Raw genomic sequence first — 21,030 nt, forward strand, 5'->3', positions numbered from 1 at the left:
TTTTCTGCAAACAACAACAACAGTCTGTTATACACACAAGGCCCCCGGCATTACTATTCCCGGGGGTTTATTTTTTAATTACCCGTTCACTTTTTGGTTGCTTAGATTTTTATTTTCCAGTACATTCGCATTCAAAACACACTTAATATGCACTGGAAAAAACCTTGGTTTCAACTTACTATTCTTATTCTTTTGGCATTTGTATGGGGAAGTTCATTTATATTAATGAAAATAGGCTTAAAAAGTTTTAGCAGCGAGCAAGCTGCTGGAATTCGAATGTTATTGGCTTCACTTGTGCTACTTCCTTATTCAATTAAGAACTTAAAGTTTCTAAAGAGAAAAGATTTACCAAGTTTACTTGTAGCTGGATTTATAGGTAGTTTCATTCCAGCCTTTTTATTTACCAAGGCACAAACTCAAATTGATAGTGCATTGGCCGGAATGCTAAATTCACTAACTCCACTTTTTACTCTTTTGGTTGGAATTCTGTTTTTTAAAACCAAATTTAAATGGCTGCAAACTATTGGATTGATAGTGGGATTGGTTGGTGCTTTGGGTTTGATCACATCAGGAAAAGAATTAAACTTTGGAAGTATAAATAGTTACGCCTTACTCATTGTATTGGCTACAACATTTTATGGTATCAACATCAATACAATTAAGGCCAAACTTTCCCATTTATCGGGAGTTCAAATTACATCTCTTTCATTTTTCTTTACGGGGCCAGCAGCTTTAATATATCTTTTAACTACCGATTTTCAACCAGTGTTTGCTGTTCCTAATTGGCCACTTCATTTTCTTGCTTTAGCTGCATTGGGAATAATTGGTACTGCACTGGCCATGCTATTAATGAATAGCTTAATCAGACATATTTCTGCTGTATACGCTTCTTCTGTTACATATATCATTCCCATATTTGCAATTTTCTGGGGAGTAGTAGATGGAGAGAACATTACACTTCTACATCTTGCATGTATGACTGGAATTTTGTTGGGAGTTTACCTAATCAACAAAAAGTAATTAGTCAAAGTTTAGGCGAAGCGTAAATCGAACTTTTGAATCTGTAGGAGCATTATTGGATTCTGAAGGAATCCATTTTTCTCCAGTAGTAATAAACTCTTTTACTTTCTCGGATAACTCCAGACTCTTGCCCCCTTTAATCGTGATATCACTTACAGTTCCTGAACTGTGAACCATAAATGACACTTTAATTTTATATTTTCCAGTTAGATTATCTCTAAATTCTGATTGTAAAGCAGCAATTAATTTCTTCTTGTAATCCGATGTATTTCTCGATTGAGAAGGCAATGCTTTATTCCAAGATTTAATTGGCTTATCCATTTCTACTTCTGTAACTGAACCTGTTTCGAAAGCCTTCTTCTTTTCAGATCCATAGGCTGTAACAACAACTTCATTCATCTCTACAGCATCCTGCTCCAAAACAACGAGCAATGAATCTGCAATGTCTACTTGTTTGGTTTCAAAACCAACAAAAGAAGCTGTCAGTTTATAGTTGGAATTGGTATCCGCAAGGCTCATCGCAAACTTCCCATCCAAATCAGTAAATGTTCCTTTATTGGTTCCATTTACTACAATCATTACTCCAGGCATCGGAGTTTTTTCTTTATCAACTACAAGGCCTGAAATTTTTCTTGCATTTTCATCATTACCAATTGTTGCAAACCCTCTGATTCTAATTCCTGTATCCCTTTTATTAGTAGCAACACCCGCTACTCTACCAGATAGTGCTTTTTCAACTTTTCTACTAACAATTTTTGAAGGTTGATTTTCTTTAACTTTTATAGCTTTAAGAATTGGCTCACTCTTTTCTATCTCCTTATCTTTTATTTCCTCCGCAAATTGTAACTCGTCATCCTCCTCTACAATTTGAACTCCGTTATTGGCATCATCAATTACTTTCTCTTCTACAAGCTCAACTTCTTTTAAGTTTTCTATTTTCTGATCTTTCTTAACTTTCAAACTATCTTCTTTTGTTATCGGAATACTTTCATACTTCTTTTTCGGTTTAGCTTGTTCAATATCCTGGCTAACAAATTCATTTACGCTTGGAGTCTGGTCAATGTAATACAAAACAAAACTTAAACCCATAATGACTGCGATACTAGCAGCATAAGGCAACCAAGTCAACCTCTTCTTTTGTTTCGATTTTACCCTACTTGCCAAACCAAGCTTCAATTCTTTCAAGTCTTGCTCGATCTCCATTGAACTTAGTTTCGACAAACCATCATAAGCATCACTTTCAAATTCATCCATCATTACAGATTTTTCAAAAGCATGCTTCTCCTTTCCGGTCATTCTACTACCGAAATAGGCTAAAAATCGTTCATATGTCAATCTCAACTTAGACTTCATTTTGTTTGGCAAATTCTTCCATACATATCTTCAAGTTCCTTTTCCCGTTTTGTATATAACTTTTTACTTTTTTAACCGGATACTCCAATTGATCCGATATCTCTTGATAACAAAGCTCATCATAGTAAAACAACAAAATACACATTTGCTGCTCTTCCTTTAACCTCTCAATGCACCTTTTCAGATTTTGTTCCAAATTCAAATCTGGTGTCTCATCAATAGGATGCAAATATGGAGTAGATTCCACAAAATGAGATTGTAAAAATTTGTCTGCCTGATTTTTCTGAGATTTTTGTTTTCTCAATTGCATCAGGCAATAGTTCTTACAAACCACATACAGCCACGGTTTAAAGTTATTTATCTCAAATTTAGGGATTTCTGATATCAAGTGCTCAAAAATGGCGTTTACTGCATCCTTTGCTTTTTCTCTGTCATGCAGATATTTTAAACACACACCATAAACCAAATGCATATATCGAGAATAAAGCGCGCCTAATTCTTCCAAATCACCAGAATCAATATATGATTCCAACAACTCTTGATCAGAAAGTTTATCAGGATTTCTTTTAGTCCGAAACATTAAATTTTCTGGATTTATTATCAGGTTTAATTCTTATGCTAGTTAAACATTTCAGAAAAAAGATGAAAATTTTTTATGGAATTTATTCTCGCCTTGCATCCTAATGACAAAGACGAACAAAAATCATTAAAAAATAGAATTATGAGAGCGATAACATTATTATTAGGATTGCTAGGAATACTAATTTCTACATCCCTTTCAGCAAAAACAATAAATGGTGTTGTTACAGATGAATCAAATCTTGCAATACCTGGAGTAAGTATTGTAATTAAAGGTACAACCAATGGAACTTCCACCAATATTGATGGAAAGTATACAATTGAAGTGAACAAAGGTGATATTTTAATTTATTCTTTTGTGGGTATGATAACTCAGGAAATTGAAGTAAAAGATCAATCTATTATGAATATTAGCATGCAAGCAGAACAAATTGGCGTTGATGAAGTAATTGTTGTTGGATATGGTAAAAAGACACAGAAAAGCTTCTCTGGCAGTGTGGCTGGTATTCGAATTCGAGGCAAAAGTTCAAGAAGAGGTAAAAGAAATGCGATGACCTTCTGTAATTATGAAATGATGCCAGATAGGTATTACAATACTGAAGGTTATTCCACTATTAATGAAAACAACTACAAAAATGCAGTAGAAAGTCCAGTTTCAACTTTTTCTATTGATGTTGATGCTGCATCTTATAGCAATGTTCGTAGATTTTTAACCAATGGAGAAAAGCCTCCAATCGATGCCGTACGAATTGAGGAAATGATTAATTACTTCAATTACAATTACGAGCAACCAAATGGTGAACATCCTTTTGCCATTCATCACGAAATTGCTAAATGTCCGTGGAACAAGGAAAACCTTTTGTTACACATTGGACTGCAAGGAAAAAAAATTGAAACAGAAAATCTTCCAGCATCAAACCTGGTATTCTTGCTAGATGTATCCGGATCGATGAATTCACAAAACAAACTGCCATTACTAAAGAAAGCTTTTAAACTCTTGGTAAACCAATTGCGCCCCGAAGATAAAGTTGCCATCGTGATTTATGCAGGAAGTTCCGGTTTGGTTTTACCATCCACCAATGGAACCGAAAAAGAAGAAATCTTAAATGCTTTAAATAAATTAAATGCAGGAGGTTCAACTGCGGGAGCCTCTGGATTAAAATTAGCTTACCAAACTGCTCGTGAAAATTTTATCGATGGTGGAAACAATAGAATTATACTTGCTACCGATGGAGATTTTAATGTAGGAATTTCGAGTAATGCCGAAATGGAAAGACTAATTGAAAAAGAACGCAACAATGGTGTATTTATCTCGGTATTGGGATTTGGGATGGGCAATTACAAAGACGATAAAATGGAAATTATTGCTGACAAAGGAAATGGCAATTATTCCTATATCGACAACATATTGGAAGCCAAAAAAGTTTTGGTAAACGAGTTTGGAGGAACTCTTCACACCATTGCAAAAGATGTAAAAATTCAGATTGAGTTTAACCCGGCAATTGTAGAAGAGTACCGATTGATTGGATACGAAAACAGAATGTTGAACAAAGAAGATTTTGATGATGACCAGAAGGATGCAGGAGAACTTGGTTCAGGGCACAATGCAACTGCACTTTACGAGATCAAACTGGCAAAAAGGAAAAAGAAGGATCAGAATTTGAAGTATCAGGATACAAAATTAAATGCCAAAGCTCTTTCTAAAAATGAAATTGCAAGTGTGAAGTTCAGATATAAAAATCCCAAAGGAAGAAAAAGCATCTTAATTACTGAAGAAATTCCTATGGATGTAAGTTCTGCACAAACTATTTCTGAAAACTTTCAGTTCTCTGCTGCAGTTGCAGGCTTTGGTTTACTTCTTCGCCAATCAAAACACAAAGGAAATTGCAATTATAAAATGTTAATTGATTTGGCTCAAAATTCAAAAGGCCAAGACATGGAAGGATACAGAAGTGAATTTATTCGATTGATGAAACTTGCCAAACATTTATAACAATGAGTATTATTTGTACATTTGCGGCTAAGAATTTTAAAGAAAAAAACGATGTTCCTGAAAAAATTAGATCAACACTTACTAGATGCATTAGAAGAATTTGGTTTTGAAACACCTACCAAAGTTCAAAAACAGAGTATTTCAAAAATAAAGAGTGGTGTTGATTTAATGATTCGTGGCGATGAAAAAAGCGGAAGGTCATCAACTATCGTTATCAGCGTAATTCAGCAACTAAAAAATGAATTTGAAGATGTTCCAAGAGCTTTAATTATTGTGTCGAGCAGAGAGAAATCTATCGAAATGAAAGAGCTTTTTCAGGAATTGGGACAAAACACTGATTTAAGAGTTTTTTGTGAAGGCGATGCTGGAAACCTGCACGATTTAAGAGATAAAATCTATGCTGGTTCTGATGTGGTGATTGCAACAGCAAAAAAAATAAATGAGTTATATTCTTTTAGCGGAATTAATCTGAACAATTTAAAAATGTTCATTATCGACGATGGAGAATTGATTATGAGAGATCAGATTTTATCGGAAATCAACAGGTTAGCTCCTTACATTCCAAAATCGCAAAGAATTGTTTTCTGTGAAAGATTCACGGTTCAAATGGATAAATTTATGGATGAGAACATGAACTTTCCAACAATATTAGATATCAAAAGTGAATAAAATACAAAAGCCTCCAAGTTTTGGAGGCTTTCTCATTCCCAATAAATTCGAATTACTTTAAATAAGCTTTTAACATCCAGTTAATTTTCTCCAAATACGAAATGTAAGCTGGTAATATATCCAAAGTTCCCTCATCATCATTCTCATTTGCTTCAGCAATTACACTTCTAACTTTTTCAATCAACACTTCGTGTGAATCAACAACTTGCTGAACCATTTCCTCTCCACTTGTATTAGAGTTTGCCTCCTGAATTGTTGAAATTGCTACATAATCAGAATAGTTTCCTAATGGGTGACCATCCAAGGTTAAGATACGCTCAGCAATTTCATCAACTTTGTCACTTGCATCGGTATACAACTCTTCAAATTTTGCATGCAATTCGAAGAAAGCTCGTCCTCTTACATTCCAGTGAAAATTTCTTAGGTTTTGATAATACAACTGGTAATTCGCCAATAAAATTTGCAATTGCTCTACTTCTCTTTCGTTTGCTGTTAACTCAACTTTTACTTGATTCTCTTTTAAATTTTTCATGATTCTTATTTTTTAATTATTGATTTGTCATTTTCTTTGATACAAATATCTATAACTTGAAATAAGAGAATCTTATAGTCCCATAAGTTTAATTTATCAATTGCTCTTTTCAATTGTGGCACCATTATTGCAAAATCATCTCCTCAATAAATAATTTTGCTTATCTGAACAAAAAGTTTTGTTTAATTAACATGATTTTAAAAACTATTTTTTAGTTTAGAAGCTCTTTATTAAAAACCTACTTATAATTATAAACCAGTAAATTATTTTCCAAACATGAAAAAATTATTATTACTCTTCATTATTGCCTGTGGGCTTTTTATCGACGCTAACGCTCAATCATATGAGTATAAAGTAATCACTACAGTAGAATCTATCGTTCCAATGGGTATCGGTCGTTCTAGAATTATCGAAGAAAAGTCTCCAATTGATGCTAACGCATTTACTACAGAAAGAACCGATGGTAAAAAAAGTAAGCAGAAAGATGTAAAAAGATCTGATGCTAAAGTAAGTTTGTTTGCAGAAACAAAACTATTGAACTTCTACAGTATTGCAGGTATCAATTTCCAAAATATTGCTTCTAACGATGCATTAATTTCATCAAAAATCAACAGTTTGATTGAACAAGGTTATGAATTGGCTTTCGTTACCAGTGGTGTAGAAAGTGATAGCGGTAAAGGCGATGGAAAAGGTATCTTTATTACTCGTTTTATATTCAAGAAATTAAAGCAATAATTTCAAAGATATATTTACAGAAAAGCCTCGAATGTTCGGGGCTTTTCTTTTTTGGGAAAACGATCTGCTGAATCAATTCAGGAACCTCTTTTTTGGGAAAATGACATCCTGAATCAATTCAGGAACTTCTTTTTTGAAAAAATGACTCGCTGAACCAATTCAGGAACTTCTTTTTTGGGAAAATGACATCCTGAATCAATTCAGAAACTTCTTTCTTGAAAAAATGACTCGCTGAACCAATTCAGGTGCTTCTTCTTTGGGAAAATGACCTGCTGAACCAATTCAGGTGTTCATATCCTATGAATTCAAATTACGATACTTGATACAGCACAAAAAAGGATGCTTTCCATGAAAGCATCCTTATCAAATATCTTACAGCTAAGATTTAGAACATATAATCCCAAACTGGCAATTGTACTGGTTTGCTTTCTGAAGCCTTTTTAGCTTTATCATCTAAATACTTCTTGTTGATTACAACACGGAACATGTAAGCATCAAACCATGCGTCAGTGAAAGTGATGTAACCATTATGACCAGAACCTGATCCCCATGAGTTTTCGAACTCCCATTTTACCGGCTTTTCGTTTGCATCAACATCAACACCAACTAAAGCCATAGCGTGTGAAGATCCAGACTGACGAGTTAAGACTCTAGCTTTTTTGTCCATATCGAACTCAACTCCCAACAAGGAAGCATAGTCGTAAGTATTAACATCCATTACACCAGTCTTACGATTGTGTTGCTTACCCACATCACATGATGCATACATTGCCTCGTTATTCTTGATAGAAGCCAATGCAAACTTCTTGATATCTTCATTTGGCAAGTTCAAGTATGTCCAGTTAACACCTTCTGAAACGTTTCTGTAATTCTTTATTTCATAAACTTTATAATACTCACGAGTAGGATCGTTCATGATCATTACCATTTCGATATCAGCATATCCAGGAGCAACCTCTTCTAAAAATTGTAGTGGAGTGTATGTTTTGCTTTCGCTGATATTGCCTTTCGAATCCTTAAATCTCCATTCAAATTCTACTGGTGGTTCACCTAAACCTAAAGCAAGCATTCTGTAAATTGATTTTAACGCTTCTACTTTAGCAGCTTCCAATTTCTTTGCTGAAGCCTTTTCAGCAGCCAACATTCTTAGCTTGTAACCTTCTCCTCTTAGTTTCTCATTCAACAAGCTACCAATTTCACGTGTTTTGTTACTCACTTTTGTTTCAGGCATCACCTCAGCAGGAACAACTCCATACTTTTTAGCCACATTGTAGAATGAGTTCCATACTCCACCATCACCAACAGGCGACTTAAAGTAAGTTACTACTTCACGATCATCCATATCACGATCGGCAGTTGCAATAATATTTTCAAGGAACAAGTTCGATTTCTCAAACATATCCCAGAAATAGTTGTAGTTGTGAGAAAAATCGAATGCATTTAAATTGAATTTCTTCATCGCATTTGGACGAATGGTATTCATAGAAGTAAACATCCAACATCTTCCTGAACTTTCCTGATCGGTAATCCCTTTTACATCCACTCTGTATTTAAAGTAATGATCGGTATTACCAATTTTTGATCTGTTTAAAGATAATTCTCTAATGCTTTCAGTATTTGTAATCGCGTTTTGGATTGCTTGTGTATTTGCATCTAACTTAAAGCTTGAACGAATCTCTTCAAGTGTTTTTGCATCTACAGTTCCTGATTTCTGAGCTTGTGATACTCCTGTTAATGCCAATAGCATTGCAGGAACCAATAATAACTTTCTCATCTGTACTGTTTGTTTTAGTAGGTTGTATAAATTGTCCACGCAAACTTAAAAATTTAATTAGGAAACAAGAACGTTATAGAGCAGGTAAGTCTTCTAAAATTCATTTTTTTTCAAACAAAAAACCCGAGGCAAAACCTCGGGCTATATTATTTTAAACTTCAAGTCTCTGTAACTTGATGCTTGTTTCTTGTAGTTTAAATATGAATCACCTCATCGTAAGCAGCAGCTGCAGCTTCCATTACCGCCTCTGACATGGTTGGGTGAGGGTGAATTGCTTTGATCAATTCGTGACCTGTAGTTTCTAATTTACGAGCAACGATCAACTCTGCAATCATTTCGGTTACGTTAGCACCCACCATATGAGCACCTAGTAACTCGCCATATTTTGCATCGAATACCAACTTCACGAAACCTTCGTTAGCACCTGCAGCACTTGCCTTACCTGAAGCTGAGAATGGGAATTTACCAATCTTCACTTCATGACCAGCATCCTTTGCAGCTTGCTCGGTCATACCCATTGAAGCTACTTCAGGCACTGTGTAAGTACATCCTGGAATGGTAGTATAGTCGATAGGTTCAACCTTCATACCTGCAATTTTCTCAACACAAGTAATTCCTTCAGCCGAAGCAACGTGTGCCAAAGCAGGCCCCTTCACGATATCACCAATCGCGTAAACACCTTCAACATTTGTGCGGTAGAAATCATCAACAATAACACGTCCGTTTTCGGTTGCTACACCTACTTCTTCAAGACCAATGCCTTCAGTATTTGGAGCAATACCTACAGCCGAAAGAACGATTTCGCACTCGTGTACTTCCATCTCACCTTTCTTGTTCTTGATATTCACCTTAAGGTTTCCTTCCTCACCTTCTACCGATTCTACAGTAGATTTGGTCATCACCTTAATTTTGTTCTTTTTGAAAGAACGTCCCATTTGCTTCGATACTTCTTCATCTTCAATAGGAAGGATATTTGGCATGAACTCTACCAAAGTTACCTTAGTTCCCATAGTTGAATAGAAGTAAGCAAACTCAGATCCGATAGCTCCAGATCCAACAACAATCATCGACTTAGGTAATTTCTCAAGCGTTAATGCTTTTCTGTAACCGATGATTCTTTTTCCATCTTGTGGAAGGTTTGGCAACTCACGAGAACGAGCTCCTGTAGCCAAAATAATATGCTTTGCTTCGTAAGTAGTTTTGCTTCCATCTTCAGCCGAAACTTCAACTTGTTTGTTGCCAACTAGCTTCCCGAAACCATTCAAAACTTCAATTTTATTCTTTTTGAAAAGATACTGAATACCACCGCTCATCTTTTCAGCCACACCGCGGCTACGAGCAACAACCTTTTCAAAATCAGCTTTTACTTCACCATCAACAGCCAAACCGTAATCTCCGGCATGCTTCATGTATTCAAATACTTGTGCTGATTTCAACAAAGATTTGGTAGGGATACAACCCCAGTTCAAACAAATACCACCTAATTCAGCACGTTCTACAACTGCTACTTTCATTCCCAATTGCGAAGCACGAATGGCAGCCACGTATCCTCCAGGACCACTTCCTACTACTATTAAATCGTAACTCATTTTTATTTTGTTGTTTATGTTAGTACAAATTTCGCTCTGCTAATTTAATACAGATACTTTATATATTAATTCATTGATAGAAAAATTCTTCTATCCTATTTTGCTTCTTTTACTCCTTCTCTTCTTCTAACAGCAATTAGTGATAATTGAACCAATTTGGCAATCACAAACAGCATTACAAAAGAGAATATAATGGTTGCTCCCGAAGGCGCATTAATTTTATACGACACCAGCAAACCAATGAAAGAACCTAATAAACCAAAACCGATTGAACCAAAAATCATTCTCTTAAAATCCTTGGTAAACATGTTGGCAATGGTTTGTGGTATGGTTAAAAATGAAATCACGAGTATGATTCCTACCACACGAATGTTCAACACAATTGCCAGAGCAACCAGTGCAATCATCAGGTAACTGATAAACTGAACGGGAATACGCTGTGTTTTAGCAAATTCTTCATCAAAGGCTACATACAAAATAGGCTTAAAAAACATTGCAAAAACAAGAATGGTTAAAATGCTTAAGCCTAACAGAAGGAACAGATCCAAACTGCTAACAGTAAGTATATTCCCAAACAGAAAACTCATTAAATTGGGTGCATATCCAGGAGTCATGTAAATAAAAATAATTCCTAATGCCATTCCCAATGCCCATAATATCCCTATAACAGAGTCTTGTCTTACATCTGTTTTTTTCGATAACCATTCAATCCCAAAAGCGGATAGAACACCAAATAATGCAGCTCCCAAAATTGGGTTCAATCCCATATACCAGGCAATTCCTATTCCTCCAAAAGACGCGTGGGTAATTCCACCACTAATAAATACAATGCGACGTGCAACGATGTATGAGCCAATAATTCCGCAAGTAATGCTAGCCATTATTGCAGCAAACACTGCATTGTTAAAAAATTGATATTGAAACAATTCAAATATAGAGTTCATATTACTAATGATGCTTTAGTACGCGATGTGGAACTTCTCCGTGAGTGATTAAATCGATAGGACAATTGTATGCTTTTAACTGCTCTTGCGATATGATATTGGAATCGTGGTAACACAATGTTTGATTTACACAAGCAATGGTTTTTACGTGTGAACAAATGGTTCCAACATCGTGAGATACAATTACTATTGCAATGTGATCATTCAATTGATCCAAAATATCATACAATTCTCCTTCAAAATTACTGTCGACATAGGTATCTGGTTCATCTAAAATCAAGAGTTGTGGATCAGAAATAATTGCTCTGCATAAGAATACTCTTTGCAACTGCCCTCCCGAAAGCTCGCCAATGTTCTTATTTTTCAAATGAAGAATGCCCATTTGATCCATCAATTCATTCGCACGCTTCCTATTCTCCGGACTATATCTTCCAAATAATTTCTTCACCCCCATCAAACCAGATAAAACCACATCTCGAACAGAAATCGGAAATTTTTTATCAACTTGATTGATTTGAGGCAAATAACCAATCGTGCTTCCATTCACGTGGATTTCTCCACTTATCGGTTTCAAAATACCGAGAATCACTTTCAATAAGGTAGTTTTACCTCCTCCATTTGGCCCAATGATTCCAACAAAATCATTTTCCTTTACCACAAGATCGACATCTTTCAATACCAACGTGTCATCATAGGCAGCATTTATGGATTTCAATTCCAGAAGTTTGTTCATCTTTGTTTTGAGTTTAAGCCTCTCCTTTTAAGTGATTGATAATGCTTTTCATTTCAGCCATCCAATCTTCATTCAAAGGATCAATTTGAATTACCTCAGCCTTAATCTCCTTTGCAATGGCTTCAGCATTTTCCTTATTGAATTGCTTTTGAATGAAAACAACTTTAATATCATGTTTTTCAGCCTCACCAATTAAATGCTGCATATGAGCTGGTGATGGCTCTTTTCCGTGCAACTCAATTGGAATCTGATTTAAACCATAATCGCGAGCCAAATATGTTAATGCAGGATGGAAAATCATAAATGATTTGTGCTCTGCTCCAGTAAAAACTTCTGCTGATTTTTGATCCAACATTTCCAGCTCTGCTATAAAAGCATCTAAATTTTTCTTGTAGGTTTCCTTTTTCTCAGGAGCCAATTCTACCAAACTATTGTATAGGTTATTGGCAATCTGAATAACAGCTTTTGGCGAAGACCAAGTATGCGGATCAATACCTCCCTCATGAAAATGGTCGCCATGCTGAACTTCAGGACCACGAACCAATTCAATGCCTTTGGATAGATTGTAAACCTTTATTTCTCCTGCTGCTTCAATCATATTATTCATCCAGGTATTTTCAAAAGGAATATGTCCTATTTTAAAATAGGCAACCGATTTAGCTACTTGCTCCATTTGCATTGGAGTAGGTTCATAAGTTGCTGGACTCCCTCCCAGAGGAATCAAAATATTTATCTGAAAGTCATTTCCAGCAATTCGTTCTACAAAATATTTTTGAGGTAGAATACTTACCGAAATCTGGTTCTCTACTTTTTTACCTTGCTTTGGTTGACAAGAATATATTCCGAATATTAATACGGAAACAATAAGAATGTTAACAAATCTCATTTGTCTATAGAATTAATTTATTTAGATCTGATTTAAATAACAAAAGTAAATATTTTTTCGAATCAACAGTTGAAATCTTCCTTAAAAATGACTTAAAGAGCAGCTGTTTCATTGCATAATTCAGAATAATGAATTTAGTCAAATTCCTATTACAAACAAAAAGCCCGACAGAAAGAATCTGTCGGGCTAATCTTAATATCTTAAAATAAACTACTGAAGCAATTTTTCAATTTCTACTTTCAATTCAGCACTTCTTAAATTTTTAGCTACGATTACACCATTTTGGTCTACAAGTACGGTAGCAGGAATACTATTAATTCCATATTTTTTACCAGCTTTTGAATTCCAACCTTGAAGATCAGATACATGTTTCCAAACCAAACCGTCATCATCAATAGCTTTCAACCATTTTTCTTTATTTTCATCTAAAGAAACTCCTAAGAATTCCACTCCTCTTTCGTTAACTTCCTTATACAGCTCAACCATATGTGGATTTTCTCTTCTACAAGGACCACACCATGATGCCCAAAAGTCAATAACAACTACTTTTCCTTTCAATGAAGAAAGGCTAAAAGGAGTTTCTTCAGGAGTATTCAAAGTAAAATCAGGAGCAGTTTTACCAACAGCTACACTATTTAACAAGTCAATTTTATCTTTAATTTTAACACCATAAATAGAAGCTTTTACATTTTCAGGCATCGCATTGTACATTTCTTCCATCTTAGCAAGCTCCATTCCACCTGTCATTCTGTATTTAATAAAACCAGAAACAACAGAAGTTGAATTGTTTTTTAAGAATTCATCGGTTACTGCTTCTACTTCTTCTTGCATTTTCATTGCAACGTCGCGAATAGAATCCATTTTCACCTGGTCTTGAGCATTTCTGGCTGCCATATACTCTTTACGCAGGGTCATGTTTTTTTCATTAAAAACTTTTTGTGATTCTTTGTATGCTGCGTACACATCTTGTTCTGCAGAACCTACCACTTTAGCTTCAGCCATTTTCTCAACATCAGCATTAATTTCAATATTTGAGTTTTCTACAAAAAATTGAATTGCTTCTTTTTTACCATCCAATTGAATAAAATATCTCTGAGGAGAAGCAACAGTTCCAACAAGTTCAAAAACGCCTTCCTTTAATTCTGCCGAATCAATTTTTACCAATTCATTATCCTGAACTTTTGAAAGATATACTTTACCTTCTGTTTGTCCTGATATATTTCCTGTTAGCTTAAATTGTTCACCTTGATTACAAGAAGTAAAAAATAAACCAATCGCTGATATGGCGATAAATAACTTTTTCATGTGTACGGTATTTTGTGTGTTAATAATTATGAATTCCTAAATCTACCAAAAATAAACGCGTAATCGAAACGATTTTCGACATACATATCGATTTACTCTTTATTCTTGATATCCTGAAAATAAGCATCCAATAATTTAAATGCAGCAACAAAAGAGCTCATCTCATCATTTAAAACTTTATTTTCAAATTCAGGAATCTGTTCTTTAATCAACTGTTTCTGATAAAAACCATCTTTTAATTGCTCATTAATGGTTTCATACATCCAGTATTTGGCTTGCTCACTTCTTCTTTGCTCAAAATAGCCGTTTTGCTGTGTATGACTACAATAATCCATAATGGCATCCCAAATATTATCAATACCTGTTTTTTCGATTGCTGAACAGGTTAAAACTTTTGGTGTCCATCCTGAAGGCGATTGTGGAAACAAGTGAAGCGCATTCTCGAATTGAACTCTTGCCAATTGTGCTTTATGCACATTATTTCCATCAGCTTTATTAATCGAAATTAAATCTGCCATTTCCATAATACCTCGCTTGATTCCTTGCAACTCATCTCCAGCACCTGCAATTTTTATCAAAAGGAAGAAATCTACCATAGAATGAACTGCAGTTTCCGATTGTCCAACACCAACAGTTTCAATAAGAATAGTATCAAATCCTGCAGCTTCACACAAAATTAAACTTTCGCGGGTTTTACGAGCAACACCTCCCAAGGATCCTGCCGATGGAGAAGGACGAATGTAAGCATTTTGATCTACAGAAAGCTCTTCCATTCTGGTTTTATCTCCCAGGATACTACCTTTACTCCTTTCACTACTTGGGTCGATAGCCAATACAGCCAACTTGTGTCCATGACCAGTTACATGCTTCCCGAAGGCTTCGATAAAAGTACTCTTTCCTGCACCTGGAACACCAGTAATTCCAATTCGAACCGATTTTCCTGAATAAGGCAAACACTTTTCAATGATTTCCTGGGCAATTTTCTGATGTTCAAATTTAGAACTCTCAATTAATGTAATTGCCTGGCTCAATATCCCTCTATCGCCATCTAAAATTCCTTTTACGAAATCGTCAACAGAATATTTTTTGCGCTTGTTTTTCTTTAAACGCTCAGCTATTCGAGGATTGATTGAAGGTGGTTGACTTATTCCTGAATTTACTTGTAATCCCTTATATGAAGGATCATTCTCAATATGATCCTGTTTTTTATTTTTATCTGACATGACTCATTGATCTAATTGTTCTGTATGCGAAGTTATAAATTTAGTAACTAAGCTGTCTGCAAACATCAAGAAAAGTGCATATGTTTGTTAGCAACTCTAAATTCAGAGCATAAAAAAAGCCTTTCAAAAACTGAAAGGCTTCTTTTATGAAATATTTTTCCTAGCTCTTTGGCATAATAACATTACCTCTCACTCGTAATTGAACTGCTGAATGAACAGGATCATTAGTAATTACAGTAATCAATTTATTTTGACGACCTCTCTTTCCTCTTGAATTAAAGACAACTTTAATTTCTGTTTCCTCACCTGCTTTAATAATTTTTGCTTGAGGCGCAATGGCAGTGCAACCACACGAAGCTTTTGTTTTACGTATAATTAGATCAGATGCACCATTGTTTTTCATGGTAAAAACATGCTCAGCATTCTGTCCTTGAGTTAGTTCTCCAAAATCAAAGACCCTTTCAGTAAACTCAACCTTTGGAGCAACTTGCTTCTCTGCTTCTGTCAATCTTTCAAAATCTTCGACAATATTTGCACTTACAATAATTCGTTGACCAGGCTTATGCTTTTGATTTACGACTAAATCCATATAATCTGTAACAAATCCCCAATCATTTTTCTTTGCTCCATCGTATAAAGCCACAATTTTACCTTTTTGTTTAGGAGCCAATTTTTCAGGAACCATTTTTAACTGTAGATGTGCTGGCATTCTTTTAAAAGCAATACTAATATCTTCGTTGCTATCATTGTATACCTCTAATGTACCCTCTTTAATCTCTGTGTTTTTAACTTTAGTCAGCGATAAATGATTATTCTTTAATCGCAAACCTTCCATTAATCTCGGGTAAAGATCAGCTACAGTTTTAACCCTAGGTGTTACCTTCCCTTTAATTCTTAGTATGGTAATTGAAGGATTCGTATTCGCAGTTATCGTAATAGATTTATTAAAGGGCCCTGGACGGTTTTTAGGATCAAAAGTAGCCTTAATAAAACCTTTTTGTCCTGGAGCAACTGGCTTCTTGGTCCAATCAGGAGAAGTGCAACCGCAAGAAGAACGAACCTGATTGATAATAATAGGCTGTTTTCCTTCATTTACAAATTCAAAAGAGTAAACTTGTTTCCCCAACTCTTCTTTAAAAGTTCCAAAATCGTGTGTTTTAGAAGCGAATTTCATTACTGGCTTCGTATTTTGTGCATTAGCAAATGATACAAATCCACAAAGAATTACTGCCAACAAGAAAATTATTTTTCTATTCATAACTTACTAATATTTTTTATCAACTTTTGTTTAATACGATAAAGTCTCTAAAGGGTTTATTTTTTTTCTGAAAAATTCAGAAATCATACAAAATTAAACATTTTTAATCGATTACCATGCGAAATATAGTTAAATACTTGTTAAGCACACTCTACTCTCGCAAACGCTCACAACCATTCAATAACCATACCAGTTCCAGTAATATTTGTAGCAAATTATAAAGTATTGTTAGCTTTGTATGAAAGTAATAAGCTGAGCTCAATTAAAATGTTTATTTTCGAAATAAAATACATTCATTAACCACAACTATGACCAATTTAAAAAATCAGATACAGGAATTTGCACAATCAATCGAAGCTGAGATTATAAACATTCGTGCTCATTTGCATCAAAATCCCGAATTATCTTTCGAAGAATTTAAAACTTCAGAATACATACAGGTAAAGCTTGATGAATATGGAATTCCATATACCAAAGGGTTCGTAAAAACTGGTATTGTAGGTAAGATTGAAGGAAAAAATCCATCGAAAAAGGTAATTGCATTGCGTTCTGATATGGATGCATTACCAATTGGTGAAAATCCTGAAAATAAATATTGTTCTAAAAATAATGGAGTAATGCATGCCTGTGGTCATGATATGCACATGGCAAGTTTGTTAGGTACTGCAAAAATCTTAAACCAATTTAAATCTGAATGGGAAGGCACAATCCTATTGATTTTTCAACCTGGGGAAGAATTATTGCCAGGCGGAGCCAGACTAATGATGGAAGAAGGGGCCTTACAACCCGAACCTGAGTGGATTCTGGGAGCCCACGTTTTGCCAGATATGCCCGCAGGAACCATAGGATTCAGGTCTGGAATGTACATGGCTTCTGGTGATGAAATTTACCTTACAGTAAAAGGCAAAGGAGGACATGCAGCCATGCCTCATCGCTGTACCGACAATGTATTAATTGCCTCACATATTATTGTAGCTCTTCAACAAATTGTTAGCCGACATTGCGATGCCAGAATTCCAACCGTGTTGTCATTTGGGAAAATTGAAGCCAATGGAGCAACTAATATTATACCAGGAGAAGTAAAAATTGCTGGTACATTCAGAACCATGAATGAAGAGTGGAGAGCTAAGGCCAAACAGTTAATTACTGATATTGCACAATGTACAGCAAAAGGAATGGGAGCTGAATGTGAAGTTGATATCAAACACGGTTATCCATTTTTGGTAAATCACGAAAAATACACCGATCAAGCAAAAGCTGATGCTATTTCTCTAATTGGCGAAGATAAAGTTGTAAATATGGATATTAGAATGACTACTGAAGATTTTGGCTTTTATTCTCAAAAATATCCGGTTACTTTTTATCGATTTGGCGTTAAATCCGATAAAGAAGGATCATTGCATACACCAAATTTTGAAGCAAACGATAAAGCCTTACAAACTTCAATGAGCGTAATGGCCTGGATGGCAATATCCTATTTAAACAAATAGCTTATTTTTCTGATTTAATCGTAAAAATAAAAGACCCAATCATCTTTAATACTGTAAATTAGATTTGATATTTTGTTATTGTTCATTATTTAATCTGTTTCAAAATAAAGCAATTCCTGAAAAAATTGTTTCTCCATTAAAAATATGATATTACATTTGCATTAGTATTAACACTAAAATTAAAATAAAATGGCTTACGTAATTAACGACGACTGTATTTCATGCGGTTCTTGTGAAGGAGAATGTCCTGTTGAAGCTATCTCTATGGGTGATGAGCGCTATGTAATCGACGCAGATCTTTGTACTGATTGTGGTACTTGTGTTGACGCTTGTCCAGTAGAAGCTATTCACGCTGAATAATCGCAGAATAACCGATATTTAAAAGCCAGTGATCAGATCACTGGCTTTTTTATTTCTAATAACCTGAGTTCTGTTAATATACGATACAATTCATTTTTATATCATGCTCATCGATTGGGACATGGTCCAAAACTTGAAAATCGAAACAGATTCCAACCTTAAATGCACTTAACGACTGAAGAAGACGATCGTAATATGCTTTTCCTCTTCCCATTCTATTATTTTCCTTATCGAAAGCAACACCAGGAATCAGAATTAAATCAATCTCATCTTCATTCATAAACACCGGACCATCTGGTTCTGGAATTCCATAATTCTCCCCTTCTACCAAGTATTCAATTCCTTTAAATACTTTTAAATCCAGTGTTTCCCCTTTTACACAAGGTAAAATTACTTTCTTTTTACTGGCCCATTTACAAACAAAATCGTGTGAAAATACTTCATCATTCATCGACCAATAGAGCATCACTGTTTTTGCCTCTTTAAACTCAGGTAATTTCTCCAATTTATCAAGAATAGGAGTCGACATTTCCTTTCGCTGTTTTGGAGAGTAATCCTGCTTCATCAGTTTTATCTCTTTCCTGATTCTTCTTTTTTGATCGTCAATGTTTGTTGTGTCCATGTATTTGTATTATTCGTAAATGTCCGTTCTTCTGTCCTTAAATGCATCATTTAAGGGAGTAACCATTTTGTCTTCTGCCTTTTTAGGGTCAATTTCAACCATAAGAATTTCTTCTGAAAGTCCTGCTGTTGCCATCACCTCTCCTTTTGTGCCTGTAATAATCGATTGTCCAGTAAAGGTAAGCTCTTTCTCCGTTCCTATTCTATTGGCAGTAGCGATAAATACTCTATTTACCAATGAGTAGGAAGGAATTACCGATTGTGCATATGGCAAAACCAAGTTGGATGGATGCAGAATCAATTCGGCTCCTAACAATGCCAATTTCCTCCAGGCTTCAGGGAACATCCAGTCGAAACATACCAGCATTCCCAATTTTATTCCTTTGTAATCTATTACCGATAAATCTATATTTCCTGGCTCAAAAATATTTTTCTCATTCATGAAAAGGTGCAACTTTCTGTAAACAGATTTTACTCCAGTTTCATCAATTAACACCGAGGAGTTGTATAACTTTTCTCCCTCTTTTTCAGAAAAACCTGTTGCCACAGCAAATTGATATTCCTTACAGGTATCTTTTAAAAATGTTAGAAAAACACTCTCATTAATTGTCTCGGATAAATTGAAAGCCTGTTCTCTAGAATCAAAATTATACCCTGTATTTGCCAACTCTGGCAAAACAATTAAATCCGCTTTTTTTGCCTTTTTCAGCAGCAATTTTAACTTCTCGATTGTTTGAAGTACATCCCCAAACTCAGGTTCAAACTGAATGATTGCAAGTTTCATATCAAATAAGGTAAATTCGTTTTTTATGGCTGATAAGATGAATTACGCAAAATCATTCCATAATCGTTTTCCTGCATCAAATCACTTAAAGTATATTCCTTATTCTTCTCCATAAACTCTTTTACAATTTGCAAACCAACCCAAATTCCAGTTTTCGATGGGGAGTCTTGTGGCATACCGGGAGTAAAAGGACCATCGTTAATATACTTTATAATGGTACGATATTCTGTATTAAACAAGTGCTTTTGTTCTATAATGTATCCCCAAATCAGGTCCTCGCTTTCTTTACACCAATCCAATTGCTCTTGTGTATATTTCATAGCATCCGCTTCCGATTTTTCCGGCATCAACTGCATTAGGAAATATCTGATTTTTCCTTGATAGATCATATTACTAATTAGATCATCTGATTTAGGTTTAAATGGAAACTCGGTTAATCCATAAGCCAAAATAACATCTTGAGAAACTCGTTCGGGAACCATATTTTTCCTTGCATACATTGGAGTTGCCAACAAAGAATAAAACTCACAATCTTCACCAAGATACTTGTCCAAACTGATTCCTATTAAATCTTCAGCAACTACAACCGATTGGTTAAATCCAGATATTTGTGCATAAACATCCGGCACTTTTCTTTTCGGAAAATAATATTTCAAATATTTAAATGCCTGTTCCAACTCCTTCTCATCTTTCGAAAGATCTGGAAATACTTCAGCCACTTTTTGGGCTACTACATTCATGGTTGAATCTTCCAAAAATTTGTTCAAGTAATCCATATAGTTGGGATCGTCAGGATTTCCCAAACCAATTACTTTGTAACTAAACAGGGAAAGAAAATCAGAATATTCGGTTTTAAACTGAGCAAAATCTTGCGTTTCCTTTAATACAAATAAGTCTTTGTCGAATCTTTTAATTTTAAGATCTACAGAAATATGTGATACGTTGGGTACTTTTTTCGAATTACAAGAGAATAAAATCATCATACACAATAATAGTGTTGATATTCTTTGTATGTGTTGCATATATTTTATCAGTTTAAGGAATTTTACATTTATAGATTCTCAAAAATAAACAAAGCATAATTCAAAGAAAAAGATTTCTTCAGTTTTGAGGTATGGATATCTTAATTTTCAATGGAATCATTCCCTTTTTATAACTAAATTTGCCATTGCCTCAATCAGG

At 34.8% G+C, this 21,030-nt stretch carries 20 protein-coding genes; 6 read left to right on the plus strand and 14 right to left on the minus strand.

The window, feature by feature from the left end; genetic code table 11:
* The first annotated feature begins 147 nt into the window (after nucleotides 1-147).
* Nucleotides 148-1,020 carry a DMT family transporter gene (locus BXY64_RS14340; protein ID WP_120240687.1) on the plus strand — a complete coding sequence of 291 codons (873 nt, stop codon included), beginning with the start codon at nucleotides 148-150 and terminating at the stop codon, nucleotides 1,018-1,020.
* Here BXY64_RS14340 and BXY64_RS14345 read toward each other — a convergent pair whose 3' ends face one another.
* Together BXY64_RS14345 and BXY64_RS14350 are read right to left on the minus strand one after the other, a co-directional pair.
* A complete protein-coding gene (locus BXY64_RS14345; RefSeq protein WP_120240688.1) occupies nucleotides 1,021-2,373 on the minus strand; it encodes a carboxypeptidase-like regulatory domain-containing protein in 1,353 nt (450 codons plus the stop codon).
* Nucleotides 2,363-2,953 carry an RNA polymerase sigma factor gene (locus tag BXY64_RS14350; RefSeq protein ID WP_120240689.1) on the minus strand — a complete coding sequence of 197 codons (591 nt, stop codon included), beginning with the start codon at nucleotides 2,951-2,953 and terminating at the stop codon, nucleotides 2,363-2,365. Before BXY64_RS14350 ends, BXY64_RS14345 begins: the two co-directional genes overlap by 11 nt.
* A 141-nt stretch (nucleotides 2,954-3,094) precedes the next feature.
* Between BXY64_RS14350 and BXY64_RS14355 the strand changes: the two genes are divergently transcribed.
* Nucleotides 3,095-4,945 (plus strand): vWA domain-containing protein, encoded by a 1,851-nt coding sequence (locus BXY64_RS14355; RefSeq protein WP_120241029.1) that lies wholly within the window; start codon nucleotides 3,095-3,097, stop codon nucleotides 4,943-4,945.
* Between the two features lie 51 nt (nucleotides 4,946-4,996).
* Complete coding sequence (locus tag BXY64_RS14360) at nucleotides 4,997-5,614, plus strand: DEAD/DEAH box helicase (RefSeq protein ID WP_120240690.1); 618 nt, start codon at nucleotides 4,997-4,999, stop codon at nucleotides 5,612-5,614.
* Between the two features lie 52 nt (nucleotides 5,615-5,666).
* Here BXY64_RS14360 and BXY64_RS14365 read toward each other — a convergent pair whose 3' ends face one another.
* Nucleotides 5,667-6,146, minus strand: coding sequence for a Dps family protein (locus BXY64_RS14365; RefSeq protein WP_120240691.1), 480 nt, complete (start codon nucleotides 6,144-6,146; stop codon nucleotides 5,667-5,669).
* Between the two features lie 276 nt (nucleotides 6,147-6,422).
* Here BXY64_RS14365 and BXY64_RS14370 point away from each other — a divergent pair, with 276 nt between their 5' ends.
* Nucleotides 6,423-6,881: a hypothetical protein gene (locus BXY64_RS14370; protein WP_120240692.1), complete on the plus strand. Its 459-nt coding sequence runs from the start codon at nucleotides 6,423-6,425 to the stop codon at nucleotides 6,879-6,881.
* 385 nt (nucleotides 6,882-7,266) lie between these two features.
* Here the strand turns inward: BXY64_RS14370 and BXY64_RS14375 are convergent, their stop codons facing one another.
* From BXY64_RS14375 to BXY64_RS14410, 8 genes are all read right to left on the minus strand, one after another.
* A complete protein-coding gene (locus BXY64_RS14375; RefSeq protein WP_120240693.1) occupies nucleotides 7,267-8,655 on the minus strand; it encodes a C1 family peptidase in 1,389 nt (462 codons plus the stop codon).
* Between the two features lie 194 nt (nucleotides 8,656-8,849).
* Nucleotides 8,850-10,244, minus strand: a complete 1,395-nt coding sequence (gene lpdA / locus BXY64_RS14380) for a dihydrolipoyl dehydrogenase (protein WP_120240694.1) — start codon at nucleotides 10,242-10,244, stop codon at nucleotides 8,850-8,852.
* 95 nt (nucleotides 10,245-10,339) lie between these two features.
* Nucleotides 10,340-11,188, minus strand: a complete 849-nt coding sequence (locus tag BXY64_RS14385; RefSeq protein ID WP_120240695.1) for a metal ABC transporter permease — start codon at nucleotides 11,186-11,188, stop codon at nucleotides 10,340-10,342.
* Between the two features lie 4 nt (nucleotides 11,189-11,192).
* The gene (locus BXY64_RS14390; protein ID WP_120240696.1) at nucleotides 11,193-11,921 is read right to left on the minus strand and encodes a metal ABC transporter ATP-binding protein; all 729 of its coding nucleotides are present in this window, start codon (nucleotides 11,919-11,921) and stop codon (nucleotides 11,193-11,195) included.
* Between the two features lie 13 nt (nucleotides 11,922-11,934).
* Nucleotides 11,935-12,807 (minus strand): metal ABC transporter solute-binding protein, Zn/Mn family, encoded by an 873-nt coding sequence (locus tag BXY64_RS14395; protein ID WP_120240697.1) that lies wholly within the window; start codon nucleotides 12,805-12,807, stop codon nucleotides 11,935-11,937.
* Nucleotides 12,808-13,017: 210 nt separating this feature from the next.
* Nucleotides 13,018-14,112, minus strand: coding sequence for a TlpA disulfide reductase family protein (locus tag BXY64_RS14400; RefSeq protein WP_120240698.1), 1,095 nt, complete (start codon nucleotides 14,110-14,112; stop codon nucleotides 13,018-13,020).
* Nucleotides 14,113-14,204: 92 nt separating this feature from the next.
* Nucleotides 14,205-15,335, minus strand: coding sequence for a methylmalonyl Co-A mutase-associated GTPase MeaB (meaB, locus tag BXY64_RS14405; RefSeq protein ID WP_120240699.1), 1,131 nt, complete (start codon nucleotides 15,333-15,335; stop codon nucleotides 14,205-14,207).
* 160 nt (nucleotides 15,336-15,495) lie between these two features.
* Entirely contained in the window at nucleotides 15,496-16,593 is a 1,098-nt protein-coding gene (locus BXY64_RS14410; RefSeq protein ID WP_120240700.1) for a DUF1573 domain-containing protein, read from the minus strand.
* A gap of 308 nt (nucleotides 16,594-16,901) precedes the next feature.
* Between BXY64_RS14410 and BXY64_RS14415 the strand changes: the two genes are divergently transcribed.
* Nucleotides 16,902-18,083, plus strand: a complete 1,182-nt coding sequence (locus BXY64_RS14415) for a M20 metallopeptidase family protein (RefSeq protein WP_120240701.1) — start codon at nucleotides 16,902-16,904, stop codon at nucleotides 18,081-18,083.
* Between the two features lie 189 nt (nucleotides 18,084-18,272).
* Entirely contained in the window at nucleotides 18,273-18,443 is a 171-nt protein-coding gene (locus tag BXY64_RS14420; RefSeq protein ID WP_083464674.1) for a DUF362 domain-containing protein, read from the plus strand.
* Between the two features lie 73 nt (nucleotides 18,444-18,516).
* Here the strand turns inward: BXY64_RS14420 and BXY64_RS14425 are convergent, their stop codons facing one another.
* From BXY64_RS14425 to gldB, 3 genes are read right to left on the minus strand one after another with little or no spacing between them, the layout of a single operon-like run.
* Nucleotides 18,517-19,065: a 5-formyltetrahydrofolate cyclo-ligase gene (locus BXY64_RS14425; RefSeq protein WP_120240702.1), complete on the minus strand. Its 549-nt coding sequence runs from the start codon at nucleotides 19,063-19,065 to the stop codon at nucleotides 18,517-18,519.
* Nucleotides 19,066-19,074: 9 nt separating this feature from the next.
* Entirely contained in the window at nucleotides 19,075-19,848 is a 774-nt protein-coding gene (locus BXY64_RS14430; protein WP_120240703.1) for a nitrilase-related carbon-nitrogen hydrolase, read from the minus strand.
* Between the two features lie 23 nt (nucleotides 19,849-19,871).
* A complete protein-coding gene (gene gldB / locus BXY64_RS14435) occupies nucleotides 19,872-20,870 on the minus strand; it encodes a gliding motility lipoprotein GldB (protein WP_120240704.1) in 999 nt (332 codons plus the stop codon).
* Between the last annotated feature and the right edge of the window lie 160 nt (nucleotides 20,871-21,030).

The sequence above is a fragment of the Marinifilum flexuosum genome (assembly GCF_003610555.1).
Lineage (GTDB): Bacteria > Bacteroidota > Bacteroidia > Bacteroidales > Marinifilaceae > Marinifilum > Marinifilum flexuosum.

Coding starts and splice junctions, on each gene's coding strand:
- BXY64_RS14400 (WP_120240698.1), bottom strand. CDS start 14,112: ATGAAAAAGTTATTTATCGCCATATCAGCGATTGGTTTATTTTTTACT.
- BXY64_RS14360 (WP_120240690.1), top strand. CDS start 4,997: ATGTTCCTGAAAAAATTAGATCAACACTTACTAGATGCATTAGAAGAA.
- BXY64_RS14415 (WP_120240701.1), top strand. CDS start 16,902: ATGACCAATTTAAAAAATCAGATACAGGAATTTGCACAATCAATCGAA.
- BXY64_RS14355 (WP_120241029.1), top strand. CDS start 3,095: ATGAGAGCGATAACATTATTATTAGGATTGCTAGGAATACTAATTTCT.
- BXY64_RS14365 (WP_120240691.1), bottom strand. CDS start 6,146: ATGAAAAATTTAAAAGAGAATCAAGTAAAAGTTGAGTTAACAGCAAAC.
- BXY64_RS14370 (WP_120240692.1), top strand. CDS start 6,423: ATGAAAAAATTATTATTACTCTTCATTATTGCCTGTGGGCTTTTTATC.
- lpdA (WP_120240694.1), bottom strand. CDS start 10,244: ATGAGTTACGATTTAATAGTAGTAGGAAGTGGTCCTGGAGGATACGTG.
- BXY64_RS14390 (WP_120240696.1), bottom strand. CDS start 11,921: ATGAACAAACTTCTGGAATTGAAATCCATAAATGCTGCCTATGATGAC.
- gldB (WP_120240704.1), bottom strand. CDS start 20,870: ATGCAACACATACAAAGAATATCAACACTATTATTGTGTATGATGATT.
- BXY64_RS14395 (WP_120240697.1), bottom strand. CDS start 12,807: ATGAGATTTGTTAACATTCTTATTGTTTCCGTATTAATATTCGGAATA.
- BXY64_RS14340 (WP_120240687.1), top strand. CDS start 148: ATGCACTGGAAAAAACCTTGGTTTCAACTTACTATTCTTATTCTTTTG.
- BXY64_RS14425 (WP_120240702.1), bottom strand. CDS start 19,065: ATGGACACAACAAACATTGACGATCAAAAAAGAAGAATCAGGAAAGAG.
- BXY64_RS14345 (WP_120240688.1), bottom strand. CDS start 2,373: ATGAAGTCTAAGTTGAGATTGACATATGAACGATTTTTAGCCTATTTC.
- meaB (WP_120240699.1), bottom strand. CDS start 15,335: ATGTCAGATAAAAATAAAAAACAGGATCATATTGAGAATGATCCTTCA.
- BXY64_RS14385 (WP_120240695.1), bottom strand. CDS start 11,188: ATGAACTCTATATTTGAATTGTTTCAATATCAATTTTTTAACAATGCA.
- BXY64_RS14430 (WP_120240703.1), bottom strand. CDS start 19,848: ATGAAACTTGCAATCATTCAGTTTGAACCTGAGTTTGGGGATGTACTT.
- BXY64_RS14410 (WP_120240700.1), bottom strand. CDS start 16,593: ATGAATAGAAAAATAATTTTCTTGTTGGCAGTAATTCTTTGTGGATTT.
- BXY64_RS14350 (WP_120240689.1), bottom strand. CDS start 2,953: ATGTTTCGGACTAAAAGAAATCCTGATAAACTTTCTGATCAAGAGTTG.
- BXY64_RS14420 (WP_083464674.1), top strand. CDS start 18,273: ATGGCTTACGTAATTAACGACGACTGTATTTCATGCGGTTCTTGTGAA.
- BXY64_RS14375 (WP_120240693.1), bottom strand. CDS start 8,655: ATGAGAAAGTTATTATTGGTTCCTGCAATGCTATTGGCATTAACAGGA.